At 65.4% G+C, this 19528-nt stretch carries 19 protein-coding genes and 2 pseudogenes; 11 read left to right on the plus strand and 10 right to left on the minus strand.

Annotated elements, in window-relative coordinates:
• Window positions 1-156: 156 nt before the first annotated feature.
• A complete protein-coding gene (locus tag ACVIJ6_RS01645; RefSeq protein WP_456771196.1) occupies window positions 157-405 on the minus strand; it encodes a hypothetical protein in 249 nt (82 codons plus the stop codon).
• A gap of 226 nt (window positions 406-631) precedes the next feature.
• On the opposite strand from ACVIJ6_RS01645, the gene hemE reads away from it, so the two are divergent.
• Window positions 632-1663: a uroporphyrinogen decarboxylase gene (gene hemE / locus ACVIJ6_RS01650; protein WP_456776868.1), complete on the plus strand. Its 1032-nt coding sequence runs from the start codon at window positions 632-634 to the stop codon at window positions 1661-1663.
• 105 nt (window positions 1664-1768) lie between these two features.
• On the opposite strand, the gene hemC is transcribed toward hemE, so the two are convergent.
• The 3 genes and pseudogenes from hemC to ACVIJ6_RS01665 all read right to left on the minus strand — a co-directional run bounded on the left by hemC (window position 1769) and on the right by ACVIJ6_RS01665 (window position 5636).
• Window positions 1769-2746 (minus strand): hydroxymethylbilane synthase, encoded by a 978-nt coding sequence (gene hemC / locus ACVIJ6_RS01655; protein ID WP_456771197.1) that lies wholly within the window; start codon window positions 2744-2746, stop codon window positions 1769-1771.
• A gap of 15 nt (window positions 2747-2761) precedes the next feature.
• Window positions 2762-4387: a GMC family oxidoreductase gene (locus ACVIJ6_RS01660; protein ID WP_456776869.1), complete on the minus strand. Its 1626-nt coding sequence runs from the start codon at window positions 4385-4387 to the stop codon at window positions 2762-2764.
• Between the two features lie 94 nt (window positions 4388-4481).
• Window positions 4482-5636: pseudogene (locus ACVIJ6_RS01665) on the minus strand (acetate/propionate family kinase).
• Between the two features lie 175 nt (window positions 5637-5811).
• Between ACVIJ6_RS01665 and ACVIJ6_RS01670 the strand changes: the two are divergent.
• Both ACVIJ6_RS01670 and ACVIJ6_RS01675 read left to right on the plus strand, forming a co-directional pair.
• Complete coding sequence (locus ACVIJ6_RS01670; RefSeq protein ID WP_456776870.1) at window positions 5812-6846, plus strand: 5-methyltetrahydropteroyltriglutamate--homocysteine methyltransferase; 1035 nt, start codon at window positions 5812-5814, stop codon at window positions 6844-6846.
• 138 nt (window positions 6847-6984) lie between these two features.
• Complete coding sequence (locus tag ACVIJ6_RS01675) at window positions 6985-7635, plus strand: hypothetical protein (protein WP_456771198.1); 651 nt, start codon at window positions 6985-6987, stop codon at window positions 7633-7635.
• A gap of 35 nt (window positions 7636-7670) precedes the next feature.
• Here ACVIJ6_RS01675 and ACVIJ6_RS01680 read toward each other — a convergent pair whose 3' ends face one another.
• From ACVIJ6_RS01680 to ACVIJ6_RS01695, 4 genes are all read right to left on the minus strand, one after another.
• A complete protein-coding gene (locus ACVIJ6_RS01680; protein WP_456771199.1) occupies window positions 7671-8651 on the minus strand; it encodes a PDR/VanB family oxidoreductase in 981 nt (326 codons plus the stop codon).
• 10 nt (window positions 8652-8661) lie between these two features.
• The gene (locus tag ACVIJ6_RS01685; RefSeq protein ID WP_456771200.1) at window positions 8662-9417 is read right to left on the minus strand and encodes a GntR family transcriptional regulator; all 756 of its coding nucleotides are present in this window, start codon (window positions 9415-9417) and stop codon (window positions 8662-8664) included.
• A 6-nt stretch (window positions 9418-9423) separates the two neighbouring features.
• Entirely contained in the window at window positions 9424-10467 is a 1044-nt protein-coding gene (locus ACVIJ6_RS01690) for an aromatic ring-hydroxylating dioxygenase subunit alpha (protein WP_172235516.1), read from the minus strand.
• Between the two features lie 364 nt (window positions 10468-10831).
• A complete protein-coding gene (locus ACVIJ6_RS01695) occupies window positions 10832-11440 on the minus strand; it encodes a nuclear transport factor 2 family protein (protein WP_456771201.1) in 609 nt (202 codons plus the stop codon).
• Window positions 11441-12596: 1156 nt separating this feature from the next.
• Here ACVIJ6_RS01695 and ACVIJ6_RS01700 point away from each other — a divergent pair.
• Window positions 12597-13076 (plus strand): VOC family protein, encoded by a 480-nt coding sequence (locus ACVIJ6_RS01700; protein WP_456771202.1) that lies wholly within the window; start codon window positions 12597-12599, stop codon window positions 13074-13076.
• Window positions 13077-13115: 39 nt separating this feature from the next.
• Here the strand turns inward: ACVIJ6_RS01700 and ACVIJ6_RS01705 are convergent, their stop codons facing one another.
• Complete coding sequence (locus tag ACVIJ6_RS01705; protein ID WP_456771203.1) at window positions 13116-13685, minus strand: methyltransferase domain-containing protein; 570 nt, start codon at window positions 13683-13685, stop codon at window positions 13116-13118.
• Between ACVIJ6_RS01705 and ACVIJ6_RS01710 the strand changes: the two genes are divergently transcribed.
• From ACVIJ6_RS01710 to ACVIJ6_RS01725, 4 genes and pseudogenes are all read left to right on the plus strand, one after another.
• Window positions 13678-13980 (plus strand): hypothetical protein, encoded by a 303-nt coding sequence (locus ACVIJ6_RS01710; protein WP_083780631.1) that lies wholly within the window; start codon window positions 13678-13680, stop codon window positions 13978-13980. The genes ACVIJ6_RS01705 and ACVIJ6_RS01710 overlap by 8 nt on opposite strands.
• A gap of 386 nt (window positions 13981-14366) precedes the next feature.
• Complete coding sequence (locus ACVIJ6_RS01715) at window positions 14367-14585, plus strand: hypothetical protein (protein ID WP_456771204.1); 219 nt, start codon at window positions 14367-14369, stop codon at window positions 14583-14585.
• 145 nt (window positions 14586-14730) lie between these two features.
• A pseudogene (locus ACVIJ6_RS01720) lies at window positions 14731-15099 on the plus strand (HWE histidine kinase domain-containing protein); the annotation flags it as partial.
• Between the two features lie 372 nt (window positions 15100-15471).
• The gene (locus tag ACVIJ6_RS01725) at window positions 15472-15843 is read left to right on the plus strand and encodes a signal transduction histidine kinase (protein WP_456776871.1); all 372 of its coding nucleotides are present in this window, start codon (window positions 15472-15474) and stop codon (window positions 15841-15843) included.
• 33 nt (window positions 15844-15876) lie between these two features.
• Here ACVIJ6_RS01725 and ACVIJ6_RS01730 read toward each other — a convergent pair whose 3' ends face one another.
• Window positions 15877-16782 (minus strand): LysR family transcriptional regulator, encoded by a 906-nt coding sequence (locus tag ACVIJ6_RS01730; RefSeq protein ID WP_456771205.1) that lies wholly within the window; start codon window positions 16780-16782, stop codon window positions 15877-15879.
• Between the two features lie 138 nt (window positions 16783-16920).
• Between ACVIJ6_RS01730 and ACVIJ6_RS01735 the strand changes: the two genes are divergently transcribed.
• From ACVIJ6_RS01735 to ACVIJ6_RS01745, 3 genes are all read left to right on the plus strand, one after another.
• Window positions 16921-18201 (plus strand): gallate dioxygenase, encoded by a 1281-nt coding sequence (locus ACVIJ6_RS01735; RefSeq protein ID WP_456771206.1) that lies wholly within the window; start codon window positions 16921-16923, stop codon window positions 18199-18201.
• A gap of 71 nt (window positions 18202-18272) precedes the next feature.
• Complete coding sequence (locus tag ACVIJ6_RS01740) at window positions 18273-19235, plus strand: PDR/VanB family oxidoreductase (protein ID WP_456771207.1); 963 nt, start codon at window positions 18273-18275, stop codon at window positions 19233-19235.
• Window positions 19236-19239: 4 nt separating this feature from the next.
• The gene (locus ACVIJ6_RS01745) at window positions 19240-19443 is read left to right on the plus strand and encodes a hypothetical protein (RefSeq protein ID WP_456771208.1); all 204 of its coding nucleotides are present in this window, start codon (window positions 19240-19242) and stop codon (window positions 19441-19443) included.
• Window positions 19444-19528: the final 85 nt, after the last annotated feature.

Here is a 19528-nt window from a genome sequence, read left to right on the forward strand (position 1 = left end):
ACTCTCCGGACCAGGAGAGAGTCCCATGGAACATCTTATTTAACTCTGAAATGAGGCTGGTCCGCCGGCGTCTGCAGCGCCCCGTAAGACTACGGCATCCACCGTACAATTACGGGATCATACAACGCACACACCGGGATGACCTCTTCTGTTAGTTCAGCGAGCGAAGACCGAACGCACCTTTTCCCACAGCGACGGCGCATCTCGCCCATGACCATGCGGGTCTGCGTCATCATCCTTCACGCGAGTGGTCGAAGGCTGTTGCAGGCTCACCGGGTCGGACGCCGGAAACGTGTCCATCAGCCCCTTGTCGAGCTGCGTCTTGATCTCACGATCGAGACGGGCGGCTTCGCGCGGATCAACCGCATGCTTGTCCGGCGGTGCGGGATTGAATTTCTCGGCCATGATCTGTCTCCCTGTCTGGGGACAACGCAGCGAGATCGGCGGTGTTCCCCGCCAGCTGGGACCGCCCTCCGTAGCCGAGATCGGGAGGTCCTGCCGCGCGGCAACCAGAATCCTCGCCAACCGCCGAGCTGCGACCGATAGGAGCTTGGCCGGAACCGCGTGGCCATGTATCACGGGAGGTATACTGTTCCCGAGGTTGCGGAGCCCCAGCGTGAGTGAGACTGCCGTGAACAAGCCTTTCATCGATGTGCTGGCCGGTCAGCGGCAAAGCGCGCCTCCGGTCTGGATGATGCGACAGGCGGGCCGCTATTTGCCCGAATATCGCGAAGTGCGCGCGAAGGCCGGCGGCTTCCTCGATCTCTGCTTCAACCCCGAGATGGCGGCCGAGGTCACGTTGCAGCCGATCCGGCGGTTCGGCTTCGACGCCGCGATCATCTTCTCCGATATTCTGGTGATCCCGCACGCGCTCGGCCGCAGCGTGCGCTTCGAGGTCGGAGAAGGGCCGCGGCTTGATCCGCTCGATACGCCCGAGAAGATCGCCACGCTCGCAGGACATACGGACCTGACGAAGCTCGACGCCGTGTTCGAGGCGCTGCGCCGCGTCCGTGCAGAGCTCCCCAAGAGCACCGCGCTGATCGGCTTCTGTGGCGCGCCCTGGACAGTGGCCACCTACATGGTTGCAGGTCAAGGCACGCCCGACCAGGCACCGGCGCGGCTGCTCGCCTATGCCCATCCGGAAGCCTTCAGCAGGATCATCGACGCGCTGGTCGAGAGCTCGGTCGCCTATTTGCTCAAGCAGCTGGAAGCCGGAGCCGACGCGCTGCAGATCTTCGACACCTGGGCCGGTGTGTTGTCACCGCGCGAGTTCGCGCGCTGGTCGGTGGCACCGACGCGCCGCATCGTTGAGGGTGTCCGCAAGGCGCGACCCGACGCCAAGATCATCGGTTTTCCGCGCGGCGCCGGTGCGCTGCTGCCGGGCTATGTCGCCGACACTGCCGTCGACGCCGTCAGCATCGACTGGACCGCCGAGCCTGGCCTGGTGCGCGAACGGGTGCAGAGCAAGGTCGCGGTTCAGGGCAATCTCGATCCGCTGGCGCTGATGACCGGTGGCGCGGCGCTCGACCAGGCGGTTGACGACGTGCTGGCGAGCTATGCGGGCGGCCGCCACATCTTCAATCTCGGCCACGGCATCCTGCCGGAGACACCGATCGCCCATGTCGAGCAGATGCTCAAGCGCGTCCGCGCTTACAAGGGGTGACGCACTAGATCATGATGCGTTTCCACGGAAACGCATCATGATCTTTCCTGCTTGTTTGAGCATGATCTTTTCGGAAAGCCGGTTTCCACTTTTCCGGATCATGCTCTAACGCGGCCGGCTGCGCTCGATCAGCTCGGCCGCGCCATTGGCAAGCAGCTCGAGCCCGACCGCGCGGCCAAGCTCGCGGGGGCGATCAGCGGGACCGGCGCGCTGGGCTTCGATGAAGCGGCCGCCATCCTCGTCGAGCACTGAGGCGGTCAAGGTCATCTGATCCCCGTCGATGGTCGCGAAGCCAGCGATCGGCGAATTGCAGTGCCCATTGAGCACCCACAGCACCTCGCGCTCCGCGTCGGCGCAGCTTCGCGCCGCGCCATCGTCGATCGTCGCGAGGATGCGCCGCGTCTCCCAGTCCAGGGACGGGCACTCGACCGCGACGATGCCCTGCCCAACCGCTGGCAGCATATCGGCGGCTGCGAAGTCGAACGAGGCGCGGTCGGAGAGACCGACACGCTCCAGGCCGGACCGCGCCATGATCAATGCATCCGCCGGACCGACCGCCCCGCCATCGGGAAGCCGCTGCAGCTCGCCATTGTCGAGCTTGCGGATACGGGTATCGGCCGCGCCGCGGAAATGGATGAGCTCGGCCTGCGGGAACAGCCGCCGCGCATAGGCGGCGCGTCGAACGGCGTTGGTGCCGATCTTGAAGCCCCGGCCACCATCCTTGCGGAATTCGTCCAACGACAGCCCACGCCGCAAAACCAGCACGTCGCCTGGCGGATCACGCGACAGCAGCGCCGCGATGACCAGGCCCGGGGTCTCTTCATTGCCCGGCATGTCCTTCAACGAATGCATCGCCGCATGCAGTCTGCCGTCCAGCATCGCACGGCGAATTTCGGCCACGAACGCCCCGCCCTTGCCGCCATGGGTCAAGAGCTTGCTGGTCTGGTCGGAATCTCCTGTCGTCTCGAACTTGACGATCTCGATGTCGAGCGAGGGAATTGCCGCCTGCAGACGGCGTGCGATTTCCTCCGTCTGCGCCAACGCCATCGTGCTCTTGCGGGTGCCGATCCGGAAACGTGTCACGAATTTATTCCTGCGTCAGTGCGCGTCCTGCAAGATCATGTCGGAGGCCTTTTCCGCGATCATGATGACCGGCGCATTGGTGTTGCCCGAAACCAGATCCGGCATAATCGAGGCGTCGACGACGCGCAGACCGTCTATGCCTCGCACCCGCAGACGCTGATCGACCACCGCCAAGTCATCCGTCCCCATCCGGCAGGTCGAGGTTGGATGATAGATCGTGCTGCCGGTCTGCCGACAATAGGCCAGGATATCGTCGTCGCTCACGATCTTGGACCCCGGATAGGCTTCATCCGAGACATACGGCTTCAGGGCCGGCGCCGCCAGGATTTTTCGCAGGATCCGGAGGCCGTCGATATTGGCGCGGCGATCGGTCTCGCTGGCCAGATAATTGATGCGGATTTCCGGGGCTGTTGCCGGGTCGGCGCTCCTGATCCGCAGCGAGCCGCGGCTTTCCGGCCGCAGCTGGCACACCGAGGCCGTAAAGCCGGAAAAGGCGTGCAGCTTTTCGCCCATCTTGTCCGTCGAGAACGGGATGAAATGGATCTGGATGTCCGGGCTCGCCAGCCGCGGATCGGTCTTGAAGAAGGCGCCCGCGGTGCCGGCCGCGATCGTCAGCGGCCCCTTGCGGAAGGCGGCATAGCGGGCGCCGGCGAGCAGCTTGCGCACCGGGTTGTTGACAATATCATTGAGCGTAACGCGCTGGCTGCAGCGCATCACGATGCGCACTTGCAGATGATCCTGCAGGTCGCTGCCGACGCCCGGCGCATCGAGCACGACGTCGATGCCATGCTGCTTCAAGAGATCGGCCGGACCGACGCCGGACAGCTGCAGCAGCTGTGGCGAATTGTAGGCGCCGCTGGATACAAGAATTTCTCTGCGGGCACGGGCCGTCCGCAGCCGGCCGCGCTGGCTGAACGTGACGCCGGACGCGCGGCGGCCGTCGAACAGGATACGCCGGGCCAGCGCGTTGGTCTCCACGTGAAGATTGCTGCGACCAAGCGCCGGCCGCAGATAGGATACCGCGCTGCTGGCGCGCCGGCCATGCCGTGTCGTCGTCTGGAAGAAGCCGGCGCCTTCCTGGCTCGCACCGTTGAAATCGGCATTGAACGGCAGACCGGTCTCGCCAGCTGCCTTGACGAACGCCTCCGAAAGCGGATCCTCGTGCCTCCAGTCGGACACCGGGAGCGGGCCACCGACCCCATGGTAATCATCGCCGCCGCGCGACTGATTTTCCGCCCGCTTGAAAAAAGGCAGGACGTCGTCATAGCCCCAGCCAACATTGCCGCGCTGCCGCCAGCGGTCATAGTCCTCGTGCTGGCCGCGGACATAGAGCAGACCATTGATCGAACTGGAGCCGCCGAGCACCTTGCCGCGCGGCTGAAACACGGAACGGCCGCCGAGCCCGGGCTCCGGCTCGGTCTGGTACATCCAGTTGACGGTCTTGTCCTTGAACAGCTTGCCGTAGCCGAGCGGGACGTGGATCCAGATATTGGTGTCCTTCGGGCCCGCCTCGAGCAGCAGCACGGTATGCTTGCCGTCATTGCTGAGGCGGTTGGCGAGCACGCAGCCGGCCGAGCCGGCCCCGACCACGATGTAGTCGAACTCCAGGTCTGCCCCACGTAACGCCACGCTGCCTTCCATCGTTTCCCCGCCCTGGCTCTCTTGTTCTTTCATCCTGGAGATACCAAAAAACCGGGACATGCAAGCGGCAAATCGACAGGGCTGGCCGGCCGGATCAGGTCGTCCCTCCTGCTGCTAGCAAATGTGCGGTGCGCCGCGCGATCATCAGCTCTTCGTTGGTGTTGATGACGAACACGCTGACATCCGAGCCCTCCGACGAGATCACGGTGTCGCTCGCACGGTTCCGGCGCTCATCCAGCGCGATGCCAAGCCACTCAAAGTCTCGGCAGACGCGCTCCCGAACGCGCCAGGCGTGCTCGCCGATACCGCCGCAGAACACGATGGCATCCACGCCGGAGAGGACCGCCGCCATGGCGCCGAGCTCGCGCCTGCTCCGGTCGACGAAATAATCGACAGCCTGCCGGGCTTCCGGCGTATCCGCCGCCTCCAGCTCACGCATGTCCTGCGACAGTCCCTACAGGCCCTTGAGACCCGAATGATTGCAGAGGAGATCGGTGACCGCCGCGGCGCTCATCCGCTTTTCCTGAAGCAGGTAGAGAACGACGCCAGGATCCAACTGCCCGCAGCGCGTGCCCATCGGCAATCCGTCGAGCGCGGTGAAGCCCATCGACGCGCCATTGCCGAGATGCATGACGACGACGCACCCCTTCTCGGCCTGCGGTGCAATCTCCTGCAATCGCGAGATCACGTATTCATAGGACAGACCGTGAAAGCCGTAGCGCCGGACGCCCTGCTCATAGAACTCGCGCGGCAAGGCGTAGGTATCATTGACCCAGGGATGGGAGCGGTGGAAGGCGGTGTCGAATCAAGCCACCTGCAGCGCGCCGGGAAAAGCCCGGTGAGCCGCGCGGACGCCGGAGAGATTATGCGGCTGATGCAGCGGCGCCAGGGGATTGAGCGCCTCGATACGCGTCACGTCATCATCGGCGATGACGACGCGCTGTGTGAATCCAAGCCCGCCATGGACGATGCGGTGACCAACCGCATCGACGGTGGCGCGACCGGCGGCGCGCTGCAGAACATCGATGACCACGGCGATGGCCGCTTCATGATCGGTCGCGCTTTCCGGATCGAGCCGCTCATCAGCAAAAATGCGGCTGCTCGAGCGGGCTTCGAAATGCGGCGTCGCGGTGCCGAGCGCTTCGACTTGGCCCCGCAGGATTTCGACCGGGCCGGCCGCGTCCTCGAACAGCGCAAACTTGATCGACGACGAGCCGGCATTGAGGGGCAGGATGTGGCGCATCGTCATGCCGCTGGTCCTTGTTCTGGCCGCGCGCCAGCGCGCAAACTGCGGAAAATACGATCCGTTTTCATGACGATCCAAAAACAAATAAAACGCCAGGTTGTATCGCCAGCCCGATAATATCGTATGCTGACGTTGGGCCCAAGCGAGCCGGATTGCGCGGAGGACCATCGCGGTGACCATGCCTCGACATCTTCTGCCGACCACCGTGGTCGGAAGCTACCCGCAGCCGGACTGGCTGGTCGATCGCGCCATGCTCGCAAAATCGGTTCCCCGCATTCGCATGCAGGGCATGTGGCGGATCCAACGGCCGCAGCTCGACGACGCTCAGGACGATGCGACGATCGTCGCGATCCATGACATGGAGCAAGCCGGGATCGACATCGTGTCGGACGGCGAAATCCGGCGTGAGAGCTACTCGAACCGTTTCGCCACCGCGCTCGACGGCATCGATGCCGACAATCCCGCCATCATCGTCTCGCCCTCGGGACTGAAGACGCCCGTGCCGCGCGTGGTCGGGCCGATCAGGCGAAAGTATCCGATCGAGCTGCGCGACATGGAGTTCCTCCGCCGCAACACCCGCCGCGCGGCCAAGATCACCTTGCCCGGACCGTTCACCTTGGCCCAGCAGGCGCAGGATGATTTCTACCGCGACGACGAGGCGCTCGCGATGGCCTTCGCAGAGGTCGTCAACGCCGAAGCGCGCGATCTGCAGCGGGCCGGCGCCGACGTCATCCAGCTCGACGAGCCCTGGGTGCGCAACAATCCCCCGGCTGCGCGGCGTTATGCGGTGAAGGCCATCGACCGGGCGCTCGATCATATCACGGTTCCCACCATCGTTCATGTCTGCTTCGGCTATGCGGCCATCGTGCCCGGCTCCAGCAAACCGACCGGATACCCGTTCCTCTCCGAACTCGCTGATTGCTGCGCGAAGCAGATCGCGATCGAGTCGGCGCAGCCGCGGCTCGATCTCGGCGTTCTCAAGGATCTTTCAGCCAAAACCATCGTGCTCGGCGTGCTCGATCTTGGCGATCCCGAGGTCGAGCCGGTCGCCGTGATCGCCGCGCGCATCCGCAGCGGTCTCAACATCGTGGCACCGGAGCGTCTCGTCGTCGCGCCGGATTGCGGCATGAAGTATTTGCCGCGCGCGACCGCCTTCGGCAAATTGCAGGCGATGTGTGCGGCGGCAGCGCAGGTCCGCGAGGAGCTCGCCTGAAACCAATGTGGCAGAAGCGGCGCATGTCGGGCAGCGTCCTCCATGATCACACCACCCTGCGCCCGCATTTTCGGAATAAGGCAGACGGCGAGCGCCGCGAGGTCGGCTGGGCCGACCTCTTCGGATATGGAGGCTCGGATGACCGTTTGCATCACCGCAAGACACGTCCTCGGCTCAATCGCCGTGCTGGGCTGCGCAGCGTCAAGCGGGACTGCAATGGCCGATCCGCTCGACGACGTCATGGGCGGCCTGATGCGCGACGCGCGCAGCTCGTTCGCGCGCATGGTGCCGCTCGACCTCGTCCCAGCGATGCCGTCGCTGCAACCTCCTGCAATCCAACACCCGAACTCGCCGCCGGTGGCCGCGCAGCCGCTGCCGCCCCCACAGCCGAGCGCGAGGCCGCCGGCGCCAGCGCCGGACCGCACGGCCAAGCCACGTCCGCCACTCAGTCCCGCCGCCGCGGCGCTGGCCGCCGCGGAGGCTGCGGAGACCGTCGCCGACGCCAATCTCGATGCCGCGCTGGCGGCCAATGAGAAGGCGGTGGCCGATCGCAACGCGGCCGACGCGCTGGCCAAGGCCAATCCCAGCCCCGCCAATATCACCGCCGCGAAAGCGGCGACCGAGGCGGCGCACACCGCAGACGCCAACCTCACCGACGCGCTGCTCGCCGACAAGGATGCCGATGCGCGACTCAAGGCAGCCCGCGCCGCGCTGGCCGCCGAGCAGAGCGGCCGGAGGTCGTCGGCCGGAACACAAATGCCAACGCCGGTCAGCCTGGCCGACAAATAGAAGCTGACCTCAGGCCGAGCTCACAACAACAGACCTCACAACGCGTCAGCGCGCTCCAACGTGTCGATTGTCACGACGCCATGGGCGCGGGACACGCAGGCGCAGAGCTTGCGATTGTCGTGCTTCTGCTCCTCGCTGAAGAACACGTCGCGATGATCGATCTCGCCCTCGACCGCAACCACGTCGACCGCGCAGACCCCGCACTCGCCACGGCGGCAATCGGCCATGACCTCGTGTCCCGCCGCATTCAGCACATCGAGCATCGAGCGATCGCGCGGCACGATGATCTCCTCGCCGCTGCCGCGCAGCCGCACCTTGAACGGCTCGGTCGCCAGACGACCTGATGATCCGAACGTCTCATAATTGAGGTCGGACGACGCCCGGCCGCATGCGGCCCAGGCCGCGCGCGCGGCGTCGAGCATCCGCATCGGCCCGCAGAACAGGACGGCGGTGCCGGCCGGCAAGCCGGCGAACAGGCCTGCCAGATCGAGCCGCTGCGCCTGGTCGGCCGCATAGACCGCAAGCCGGTCGCCGAGCAGCGGCGACAGCTCATCGAGATAGGCCGCATCGGCGTGCGATCTCACCGCATAATGCAGCGTGACGTTCTGCGTCTTGCGCATCAGCGCGTGCGCGGCACCGACCAAGGGCGTGATGCCGATGCCGCCGGCGACCAGGCAATAATGCTGGCGCTGCCAGTCGACCTGCAGCAACGAGCTCGGGCTGGTCACGTCGAGCCGGGCGCCCGGCTGCAGCGACCACAGATAGCGTGAGCCGCCGCGCGAATCCTCAGCGAAGCGCACCGCGATCCGGTAGCCCCGCGGGTCGGCCTCGCCGACCAGTGAATAAGAGCGGACCTCCGCCTGACCCGCGATGAGAACGCTGACCTTGATATGGCTGCCGACCGGATAGGGCGCGCAGGCATAGCCGTCCGGCCGCAGGATGAACTCGCGAATGCCCGGCGCGAGATCGCGCGTCGCCACTAGCGTGGCGGGCGACCAATTGTCCTGGAAGCGCATGATGGTCTCCTCAGCTCTCGGTCTGCGTCTTGATCAGCACTGCGGCCGGGATGAGGTCCATGGGGCCGCGCGTCCTCACCGCCAGGCGCAAATTGCGGGCCGCAAGCCGGGCATGCTCCCGCATGATCGCCTCGGCGCGCGCGCCTTCCCGGTTCTCGATCGCATCGACGACGATGCGATGGTGCTCCTGGGCCACGACCAGGATGTGGCGCGCCTCGGGCAGCGCCGACTGCGCCATCACGAAACCGCTCGGCGAGGCAAAGGGCAGCGCGCTGGCGCGATCGACCTGCCGGATCACCGGCGGACTGCGCGACAGCTCGGCCAGCAGCGCGTGGAAGCGCGCATTGAGCGCGACATAGGCCGAGAACGCGTCGAAGGAGATTTCGGCCGGCGCGATCAGCTCGTCGATCTGCGCCAGGCATTCGCGCATCGGCTCGGTATCGCGTACGGAGACGCCGCGCTCGGCGGCGATGCGCGCCGCCAGACCTTCCATCGTGCCGCGAATCTCGATGGAATCGAGCACGTCGCGCTCGGAGAACGATTTGACCATGAAGCCGCCGGACGGAATCGCCTCCAGCAGCCCCTCCTCTTCCAGCCGCACCAGCGCCATGCGCACCGGGGTGCGCGAGACGCCGGCAGCTTCCACCGCCTGCAGCTCCGAGATGCGCTCGCCCGGCCGCAGCGCGCCGGTGAGGATCAGGTCGCGCAGCGTGAGCTGCGCACGAACGGTCTGGGAAATCGAGCGCTCGTTCTCACGCTCTGCCATGTCCGATTACTCCGCGGCTTCGCGCAGCGGTGTCTCGCGCGCGATCATCCGGTCGATGATCCGCCGCGCCCACATCGCCCCTGCATCGATGTTGAGATTGTAGAAGACGCGTCCCGGATTTTCGTCCATGGCGCGCTGCTGTGCTTCCAGGATCAGCTCGTCCTCGCGGAAGATACCCGAGACACCCTCGCGGATCTCGGTCGTCAGCCGCTGCTCGGTGAGCTGGTAGTTGCGGGCGAAAGCCCAGAAATAGTGACAGGTCTTGTCAGTCTCCGGCGTGATGGTGTTAAGCACCATGCCGTTGACGCCCTGCGAGCGGTCGCCTTCGGGGGCGCCCGTCCCCGTCGGCGCGACGCCGACATCGATCGTCACCGTGCACGGCGCCTCGAACCGGATGATCTGCCAGCGGTCGACCAGACCGGGCTTGCCGAGCTGCTTGGCCCAGAACGGCGGCGGCTCGATGCCGCGCATCCAGCGCGTCACGGTCGCGGTGCGCTCGCCATGGGTGACATCGAACGGCGCTTCCGCCACCGCATCATTGCCGATCGACGAGCCATGCACGAAGGTCTCGTGCGTGAGGTCCATCAGGTTGTCGACCACCAGGCGGTAGTCGCATTTGACCTGAATGGTCTTGCCGTCGCCCGCCCAGGCCGGATCGTGGTTCCAGTGCATGTCCGGGATCGTGGCCGGATCGGCCAGTGCCGGATCGCCCATCCACAGCCAGATGAAACGATGACGCTCGACGGCCGGATAAGCGCGCACGCAGGCGGACGGATTGATGGTTTCCTGCGACGGCATGAAGGTGCAGCGGCCCTGCGGGCTGAACTTCAGGCCGTGATAGCCGCAGACGACCGTGTCGCCTTCCAGGCGGCCCTTGGACAGCGGAACCAGCCGGTGCCAGCAGGCGTCTTCGAGGGCCGCGATGGAGCCGTCAGCTTTGCGATACATCACCACATGCTTGCCGCAGATGGTGCGCGGCAGCAGAGCCTGCTTGACCTCGGCATCCCAGGCAGCGGCATACCAGGCGTTCATGGGGAACGAAGCAGCCATCACGTTTCCTCGCTGATATATTAGTATGCTGGCAGGTCGGTATACTCAACCGCCATAAATTGTATACATCAGACGCGCCATTCGGGCAAGTTCTCTCGTAATTTCGTTCTACGCCACCGCTTTCTGTATACAATCCACTTCTCGGCCGGGTATTTTCATCCCTAGCGGCAGCCTCGATCGGCCGCCGGCGGTCTTGGCTCAGCGCGCCGCCGTTCAAGCCGGGCGGCTTTGGACCCTGATCGGCCTCCGCGCCACCTCCTACATTTCCCCTCACATTGCCGGGCTTAGAACGCCAATTGGGCTCGGCTGGCGGCGCCGATCGGAAGCACGTCGCGAGCGTGTCCGGTTGCGCCGTGCGGATTGATCAGAACGGGTCGCCCTTGAGCCAGGCCGCACCTCGCGCGTAGAGCGCCTCGACCTCCGGCCCCTTCAATCCCGGCATGTCGCGCTTGACCGTGTAGCCGATCCGGGTCTGCAGATAAGCGAGATGGCGATAACCGACCGGAAACTGCTCGAGCAGGACATCATCGAGCGCCGGCACGGCGCCGGGGGTCACCGGGTCCATGCGGTCCTTCTCGTAGATCGGCTGGCGCAGCACGATCCCCCATTTGCCCTGGCGCTTTTCGAGAAAGTCGTAGAAGCGGCCGGTGCAGAGCACATCGCAGAGCACGCCTTCGACCTCGGCCCGCTGCGAGATCGTCATCTTGGTCTGCGCGATCGCGCGGGGTCCTGCGAGATCGACCGAGATGCCGCCGAGAAAGTGCAGGATGTTGACGCCCTTGGCCCAGGCCGCCTTGCTGATCTCGATGAACTCGTCGCCCGTCCCCTGCGTCCATGTCGCCATCATCCGTCCGTCCGGATGCCAGACCGTGCGAAAGCGCTCCCAGTCGCCGGCGTCGCGCCAGATCGCCCAGTTCTGCAGGAGCTCGCGGATCAGGCGGTCGTCCTCGATCTCGGCGGCGGTCTTGGTCATGGTGATATTCCTCCTGGTTGTGCGGCTGCTGGATACATGGATCAAGTGAACGCTGCAAAACCCGCAGCTGGGTCATGGCGGCCCCGGAACTCGCCTGATGTCCGCTGTCGTCCCGGGCAAGTCCGGCGACGCGGCAGCGGCGGCGGACGCTGACCCGGAACCTATACGCCGCGGCGTCGTGGCTGGGCGGGATGGGGCGGACATCGTGCCTCGCACATCTCCCTGGGATTATGGGTCCCGGATCGGCGCGCGCGTTGCGCGCTTGTCCGGGACGACACTGAGGGGTTGGTTGGCGGATTTTTCGTCATCAAGACACGATCTCATGATCCCGCGGCACTTCGTGCCCGAGTGATGCGGCAATCATGTCCCTCCTGAACAATGAGAGGGCGCGGGGAAGGCCGGGCCTCGGCTGAGGCCCGTGGCCCGCCTGCAACAAAGAAAGCAGGCTGCAGTCACCACAGGTACAGCCGGACAGACCCGGCCTTCCCCGCGCGACGGTTTTAACGGTGTCCTTCGTGCTCTCCCTGGGGATCGGCATTCTTGCCCCCATTTGCGACAACGCGCCTGTGGCGCGTTGCGCAGACCTCAGCGTCGAGAGGCCAGGACCACACGACTTCGCCGTCCGTCACACCCGCGCTCGTCCGGCGCAGCCGTCACGTCCATCGCAGCCCACCTCCACGTTCGTGACGACGCGTCCGTCCCTCTGCTCGAGGCGGGATGGGCCGAGAAGACCATGATTTCGGAAAAATAGCAATACAAATGTTTGCCGCGCGCCACCCGCCGGCTGCGCTCGATCGCCTGCCTTGCCCGGGATCCTGAGCGTGCGGGCGCCGTTCCATCCGGACGCGGCGCACCTGCTGGCGTGGCGTCCACCGCGCGGCGAACTGCTACGATCGCGGCATTGGGCTGGCCTTGGGGCGTGACCCAGGCGCGATCGATAAGCGATGCACCAGGCGCGGCTTTCCGGATTGGTCATCCACGCCGCCAAGCTGCAGACTCTGAAAAAATACGCAGTATCAGGCGAGCGATGTGTCGGGCTGTGTCCGGCAGGACCGTCCTTGGATCAGCCAGGCAAGATGAGCTGGCGTTGAGCCTATCCAAACGGCTGTGCATCCAGCGTGACGTGCGGCCTGCATTTGCGAGAGAAGGAAGCCCGATGGCAAACGACAAGAACACGATCTGCCTATGGTTCGACAAGGACGCCGAGGCCGCGGCACGCTTTTACGCGGAGGTGTTTCCCGACAGCCGCGTGACCGCCGTCCATCGCGCACCTGGCGATTACCCATCAGGCAAGGCCGGCGACGTCCTGACGGTGCAATTCACCGTGTGCGGCATCCCTTGCCTCGGCCTCAATGGCGGACCCGCCTTCACACATAACGAGGCTTTCTCGTTCCAGATCGCGACCGACGACCAGGCCGAGACCGACCGCTATTGGAATGCCATTGTCGGCCATGGCGGCAAGGAAAGCGCCTGCGGCTGGTGCAAGGACAAATGGGGCATTTCCTGGCAGATCACGCCGCGCGCGCTGACCAACGCCATGACCGAAGGCGGTGACGTCGCCAAGCGCGTCTTCGCCGCGATGATGACGATGCACAAGATCGACGTCGCCGCGATCGAGGCGGCCCGGCGAGGCTGAAATCGCCATCCAGCCGGAACGCGCGGCGGCGTTCCGGCTTTACGGGCGCAGGCAGCGCAGATGCAGGAACAGCGGCACCCGTAGCCAGCGCCGGCTGCTGTCACGCGTGATGATCTGCTCGGGTGTCGACGGCTCGCGCAGCGCCTCGATCAGGAAGCCGGCACTCTCCAGCGCCGCGAAATAGCTCTGCAGCGGGCGGTGCGCGCTGTGGAAGGTCATGCTCAGCCCGTCGCGCTCGACCGTATCGCTGGATGTGAACGCCTCCAGATAGCTCCCCTTGATCACGAAGGGCGCATCCGGCGCCAGGCTCTCGAACCGTCCGGCCGAATTCAAGGGATGGACGATCGCCATGCAGAACCGGCCGCCGCACCGGAGCACCCGCGCCGCTTCGCCGATTGCGGCCGGCATGCCATCGACATCCTGCAGCGACATGAATGCGATGACGAGATCGGCGCAGGCATCGGCCAGCGGCAGCGCGGCCGCATCGGCGCTTGACCTGCGCGACGACGAAATTCCGGGCCCAGGGAACCATGCGGCCGCGAGCCTATTGGCTCCATGACATATCACCCCTGTGACACGTCCCCCCCCCTGGAGATCCATCATGGCCATCAAGGCTCTCACAATCACTCTCGCCGCCGCTGTGACGACATTGTTGACTGCAGCCGCCTCGGCTGCGCCACTCACAGCGGGCCTGTCGGGTGTCCCAGATAACAGCGTCCAGCAGGTTCGCATGGTCTGCACCGAGAACGGCCGCTGCTGGCGCGAAGACCGCGGACACCGCACGATCGTCCGCGAAGATCGCGGCGCCTACGGTTACGGCCGGCGCGAGCGTCGTGATGATGACGACCGTGGCGGCATCGGCATCCGTGCCCCCGGCGTGAGCGTCGGAATTGGCCGCTACTGACACTGACGCGATCGGCGTCCTGATCAGCGCCGGCTGATCAGGACGACAAATCAGTAGGAATTCGAGCAAGCCGACGTTCGCAGGTGAGGCAACGACACTGCGAACGTCGCATCGAGATAATAGTTTTCAGCCAGGCCTCGCTATTGCGGGCGCACGCACTACATAAAGGTCATCACCGCGCGTCCCCCTGGCTGCCATCGGTGACTGAGAGCCCTGCGCTCCCGCCGCGACCAGAAGGCGGACAGCATGTCGAACATCCCGCAATTGAGCACCAAGGCCGGTATTCGCGAATGGCTGGTGCCGCCCATCCTCGTGCCGATCTTCTTCGGCTTGCTGATCATCGTTGCGGTGCTCGTCCGATGGTAGCCCCCCGTGGCGGGCCGCCGATGCCGGCCAAGCCGAACGGCTCCTCCGCGCCGGATCAACGAGATCCCTCGGCGCTGGATACGGCGCTCAGTTTGCAGGCAGAGAGCGCGCTGGAGAAAGCCGGCCTGATGCAACCCGGCGGGGAACGCGCCGCAGCCGTCAGGAAGGCAAAGGTCCTCGCCAACGCCGCCGAAATCCTCAGGCATTTCAGCGGACGGATCGGCCTGCGGACGAAGTGAGGTCCGGAGCCGCGGTCTTCTTTCGCGCGCTGATCGGCATCTTCAGATGACGGCATCCAGTGCAAGGACATATCGGCCCATGCTCACGATCGATCTCACGACGAAGGCGCACCCTCACGGCACGGTCGTGGACCCGGACTTTCTGATGAAGGAAATTCGCGGCCTGAAACGGCTGCTCGCCGAGGCCGAGAGCAACGCGAAGGCCTTGTTCGACAAGGCTGAGATCGAGGCGAGAGAGCGCGAGGTCGTCGGTGGGCTGCAACGGCTCATTCTCGAGGAACTGCAACACCGCATCAAGAACACGCTCGCAACCGTCGGCGCCATCGTCTCGCAGAGCCTTGCCGGCCTGCCGGCAGCCAAGGACGCCCAGCATGCCATCTCGGGGCGGCTCCAGGCCCTCGGGCGCGCGCACGACCTGCTGCTGCAGGCACGATGGTCCAGCGCCGACCTCGGCACGGTGATCCGCAACTCCATCCAGGCCTTCGACAACCCGGACGTCTCGCGCTTTTCAATCTCGGGCCCCGAGGTCCCGGTGACGTCGAATGCCATCGTGGTCATGGCGATGACGTTGAACGAGCTATGCACAAATGCGCTGAAGTTCGGCGCCTTGTCGGTCCCCGCGGGACGCATCGATCTCGTCTGGACCATCGATCGGCCGAAGCAGCACCTGCATCTCGTCTGGACCGAACGCGACGGCCCGACGGTTCAAGAGCCCGCCAGCCGAAGCTTCGGCACCCGGCTGATCGAAACGCTCGGCATGCAGTTCGGCGGCGAGGTACAGTTGAGCTATGCGCCGACGGGCTTCTGCTACACGTTCGATGCGCCGATCACCGCGCTCAATTCTCCGGCAAGACCGCCGGTGCACGACAACAGACGAGGACCGCAGATGTCACTCAGCCAATTTTGCGTCGACGAGCAGCCGCATACGATGGACGGACTGCGCCTTCTCGCCCAGGATGGCACCACGGGCGTCGAGGCCTTCATCAGCCGCAAGGTGATGGACATCTGGGCCGAGCAGATCGAGCATGCGGGCGGACGACAGAGCCTGTTTCGCAGCCAGTACAACGCGCTCGGAAAACGGAACCTCGCGGCCCTCGCACGGATCGTGAGCGCCAAATATCAGCGCGGCGCGGCGGCCAACCGCCAGCATCCCTTCGTCGACGTGCTGTTCTCCGACATCGCCGAGAGCGGCGAAACCCTGGACCTGAGCCAACTGGTCCGCGCGCCGCTGCCGCCATCCTTCCACCGGCTGCCGTGAAGGCGGCGGCCGGCGCATTCGCGGCCCGAGCGATCAAGGCTTGCGGGGCTCGGCGCAGATCTCCTCGAGAAAATCCAGGAAGGCGCGGGCGCGCGAGGAGATCAGCTTGCGGCTCGGGAAGATCGCGGTGAGCTGGGCGGCACGGGTGTCGAACACGACCTCCTTGCCGATCTCGACGAGCCGGCCCTCGTCGAGCAGTTCGACGCAATAATGCTCCGGCAGGAACGAGATGCCCGCGCCATGCGCCACCGCGCGGCGCACCGCCAGGGGATTGTTGATGCGGGCAACATGCGGGCCGACGTCGAAGCGGACGAGATGGCCGTGCTGCTTGATCGTCAAGGTGCGGTCGCCGTAGCGGCGCTCGCAGATCATCAGATGGGCCTCCAAGGCGCGGATATCGTCGCCGATGTCATGCGCGGCGAGATAGGCGGGGCTCGTCACCCAGATCAGGCGGCCGCCGATCAAGACCTTCTGCGCCAGCTCGGAATCCTCCTGCACCCCGACCACCACCGCGATGTCGAAGCGATCGGCCAGCATGTCGATCGCCCGCGTGGTCGCCTCGACATCAAGCTCGATGCGCGGATAGCGGCGGTGGAATTCGGCGAGCTTGGGCGCCAGGATCTCCTCGCAGAAGGCCGGCGGGAGGGCAACCGACAGCCGGCCGCTGGGCACGCCGACCAGCCCGGTCATGACGGCATCGGCCTCCGACACCTGGTCGAGAATCTTCTGACATTGCTGGAAGAACAATTCGCCCTCACGGGTGACGCGGACGCGGCGCGAATTGCGGTCGAACAGGCGGATGCCGAGGTCCTGCTCCAGGCGGGCGACCGACTTGCTGACCGAGGATTTCGGCATGCCCAGGGAGCGCGCCGCCCCGGTCATGCCGCCCGTGGCCACCACGGCATGGAACACGGGAATGTCCTCGATCCGCCACTTCATCTTCGGTCTACGCGTCCATGCAGAGAAACGATCCGTGCATAATAGCATCATTGTCTAGCCAGGGAAACTTCGTAGGCTCGCCGCCCACGTGCCGCCGCGCGTCAGCCAGAGGCGGCATCGCATTTCGCGGAGGGAGACATGGCCCGGATCATCGGTGGCATCGGCGCGTCGCACTCGCCCACCATCGGCTTTGCACGCGACACCAACAAGCAGAGCGACCCCGCCTGGAAGCCGATCTTCGACGGCTTCGCGGTAGTGCGCAACTGGGTGAGGAAGAAGGACATCGACGTCCTGTTCATGATCTACAATGACCACGTCACCTCCTTCTTCTTCGACCATTACGCGGCCTTCGCGCTCGGCATTGACGACAGCTATGTCGCGGCCGACGAAGGCGGCGGACCACGCAACGTCCCGCCGGCGAGAGGCCATCTCGGCCTGTCGCAGCACATCGCCATTGCGATGGTCGCCGACGAGTTCGACCTGTCGTTCTTCCAGGGCAAGCCGGTCGATCATGGCCTGTTGTCGCCGCTGTCGATGATGGGCGACGCCAGCGATCCATGGCCGGGCACCGTCGTCCCGCTGCAGGTCGGCGTGCTGCAGCTGCCGATTCCCAGTGCCAAGCGGATGTGGAAGCTCGGCAGGACGCTGCGCAAGGCGATCGAGAGCTATCCGGAGGATCTGAAGGTGGCGATCTTCGCCACCGGCGGACTGTCGCACCAGGTCCATGGCGAGCGCGCCGGCTTCCTCAACGAAGACTGGGACAACGAATTCCTCGATCTGCTGGAGAAGGAGCCCGAGAAGCTGACGGCGATGCGGATCGCCGACTACGCCTTCAAGGGCGGCATGGAAGGCGCCGAGGTGATCATGTGGCTGATCATGCGCGGCGCGCTCTCCGACAAGGTCCGCCTGGTCCACAAACAGACCTACGCGCCATCGGTGACCAATATCGCGACGCTGGTGTTCGAGGATCTCGGCGCCTTACCCGCCCCGCAGGAGGTCGCGGCCTATCGCGCGCATATCGCCCATGAGCTGCAGGGCGCGGAGACGCTGCCCGGCACCTACCCGTTCACTCACGCGCGCAGCCAGGCCAATTTCCGCATCAACGACTTCCTGCACCGGCTCGTCATCCCGGCGCATCGCAAGAGATTCATTGAGGAATTCGACGCGCTGGCGGACGAATACAGCCTCTCGCAAGAGGAGCGAGAGCTGATCCGGAACCGCAGATGGATCGAGATGATCAGACGCGGTGTCAGCTTCTTCGTGCTGGAAAAGATGGCAGCCGTGATCGGCGTCTCCAACCCGGAGGTCTATGCGGCGTTCCGCGGCGAGACCCTCGAGGCCTTCCTCAAGACGCGCAAGGTGCCGATGCGCTACTCGGTCGCCGGCGGCGCCAAGGCGGACGCGATCGACGCGCAGTGACGCACGCCCGACCTCTGGCCCTCCCTTTGCATCGGCTGCTCATGAGCCGGGTCGCAAGATGGAGTTGTCAGATGTCCGACACCCTGCACACCGTCGTCGTGGCCAGGAAGGCCATCGAGGCGCACAACATGGCCTCGTTCGAGCTCGTCCCGGCGGACGACCAGCCGCTGCCGGGCTTCACCCCCGGCAGCCATATCGACGTCACCCTGCCGAACGGGCTGACGCGGCAATATTCGCTGCTGAACAGCGCCGCCGAGCGCAACCGCTATTGCATCGGCGTCTGGAAGGACGCCAACAGCCGCGGCGGCTCCAAGGCGCTGCATCTCGACATCAATGAAGGCGACAGGCTGCAGGTCAGCCGGCCGCGCAACCGCTTCAAGATCCCCAAGGACACCAAGCGCGCGCTGCTGCTGGCGCGCGGCATCGGCGTGACGCCGATCCTGTCGATCGCCGACACGCTGAAGGCCAAGGCCATCCCGTTCGAGCTGCACTACGTGTTCGCGCTGATGTCGCCGGATTCGTTTCGCGGCACCATCGAGGGCTCGGCCTTCGCCGATAATGCCAGGTACTACAAAGAATCCAGCGAGGACAATCAGCTGCTGAAAGCGGCCGAACTGCTCGCCGACCGTCCCGACGACACCCAGCTGTTCATCTGCGGCGTCGACTGGTGGATGGATCCGATCATCGCGCAGGCCAAGCAGAAGGGCTTCGCCGAGGAGCGTATCCATGTCGAGCGCTTCACCGCGAAGGCGGCCGCCGCGCTGCTCGACAAGGTGTTCGATGTGACCATCAAGAGCACCGGCGCGACGTTCAAGATCCCGGGCGACAAGACCGTGACCGCATTTCTCGAGGAGAACGGCGTCAAGATCGCGACCTCCTGCGAACAGGGCCTCTGCGGCACCTGCAAGACCAGGATTGTCGAGGGCGAGATCGATCATCGCGACAAGCGCCTGTCGGCGGCGCAGCGCGCCGAGGGCTATTTCCTGCCCTGCGTGTCGCGCGCCAAGGGCGACCGGCTGGTGCTGGATCTGTAGCGCTGTGACCACCGAGAGCGACCTCTGGCGCACGGCATGGATCATCGCGCACCAGCATGGCAGCGATGGACCGGCCTTCGCGACCCGCATGGCCGACAGCTTCAAGCTGGGCCACAAGGTCGACGCGCACCGGGCGTGGCTGTCGATCGCAGCCAAGGTCGCCGTGCTGATCGACGCCACGGCGTCGCGCAGTGTGCACCGGCACTGATGTCGACAAACGGACAGAGCCGGATGGCTCTGTCCGGAGTCGCACACGATTTGCGCGGCGACGCGCAGCGGTAAGCCCGGAATGA

Source organism: Bradyrhizobium sp. USDA 4369 (genome assembly GCF_054056435.1).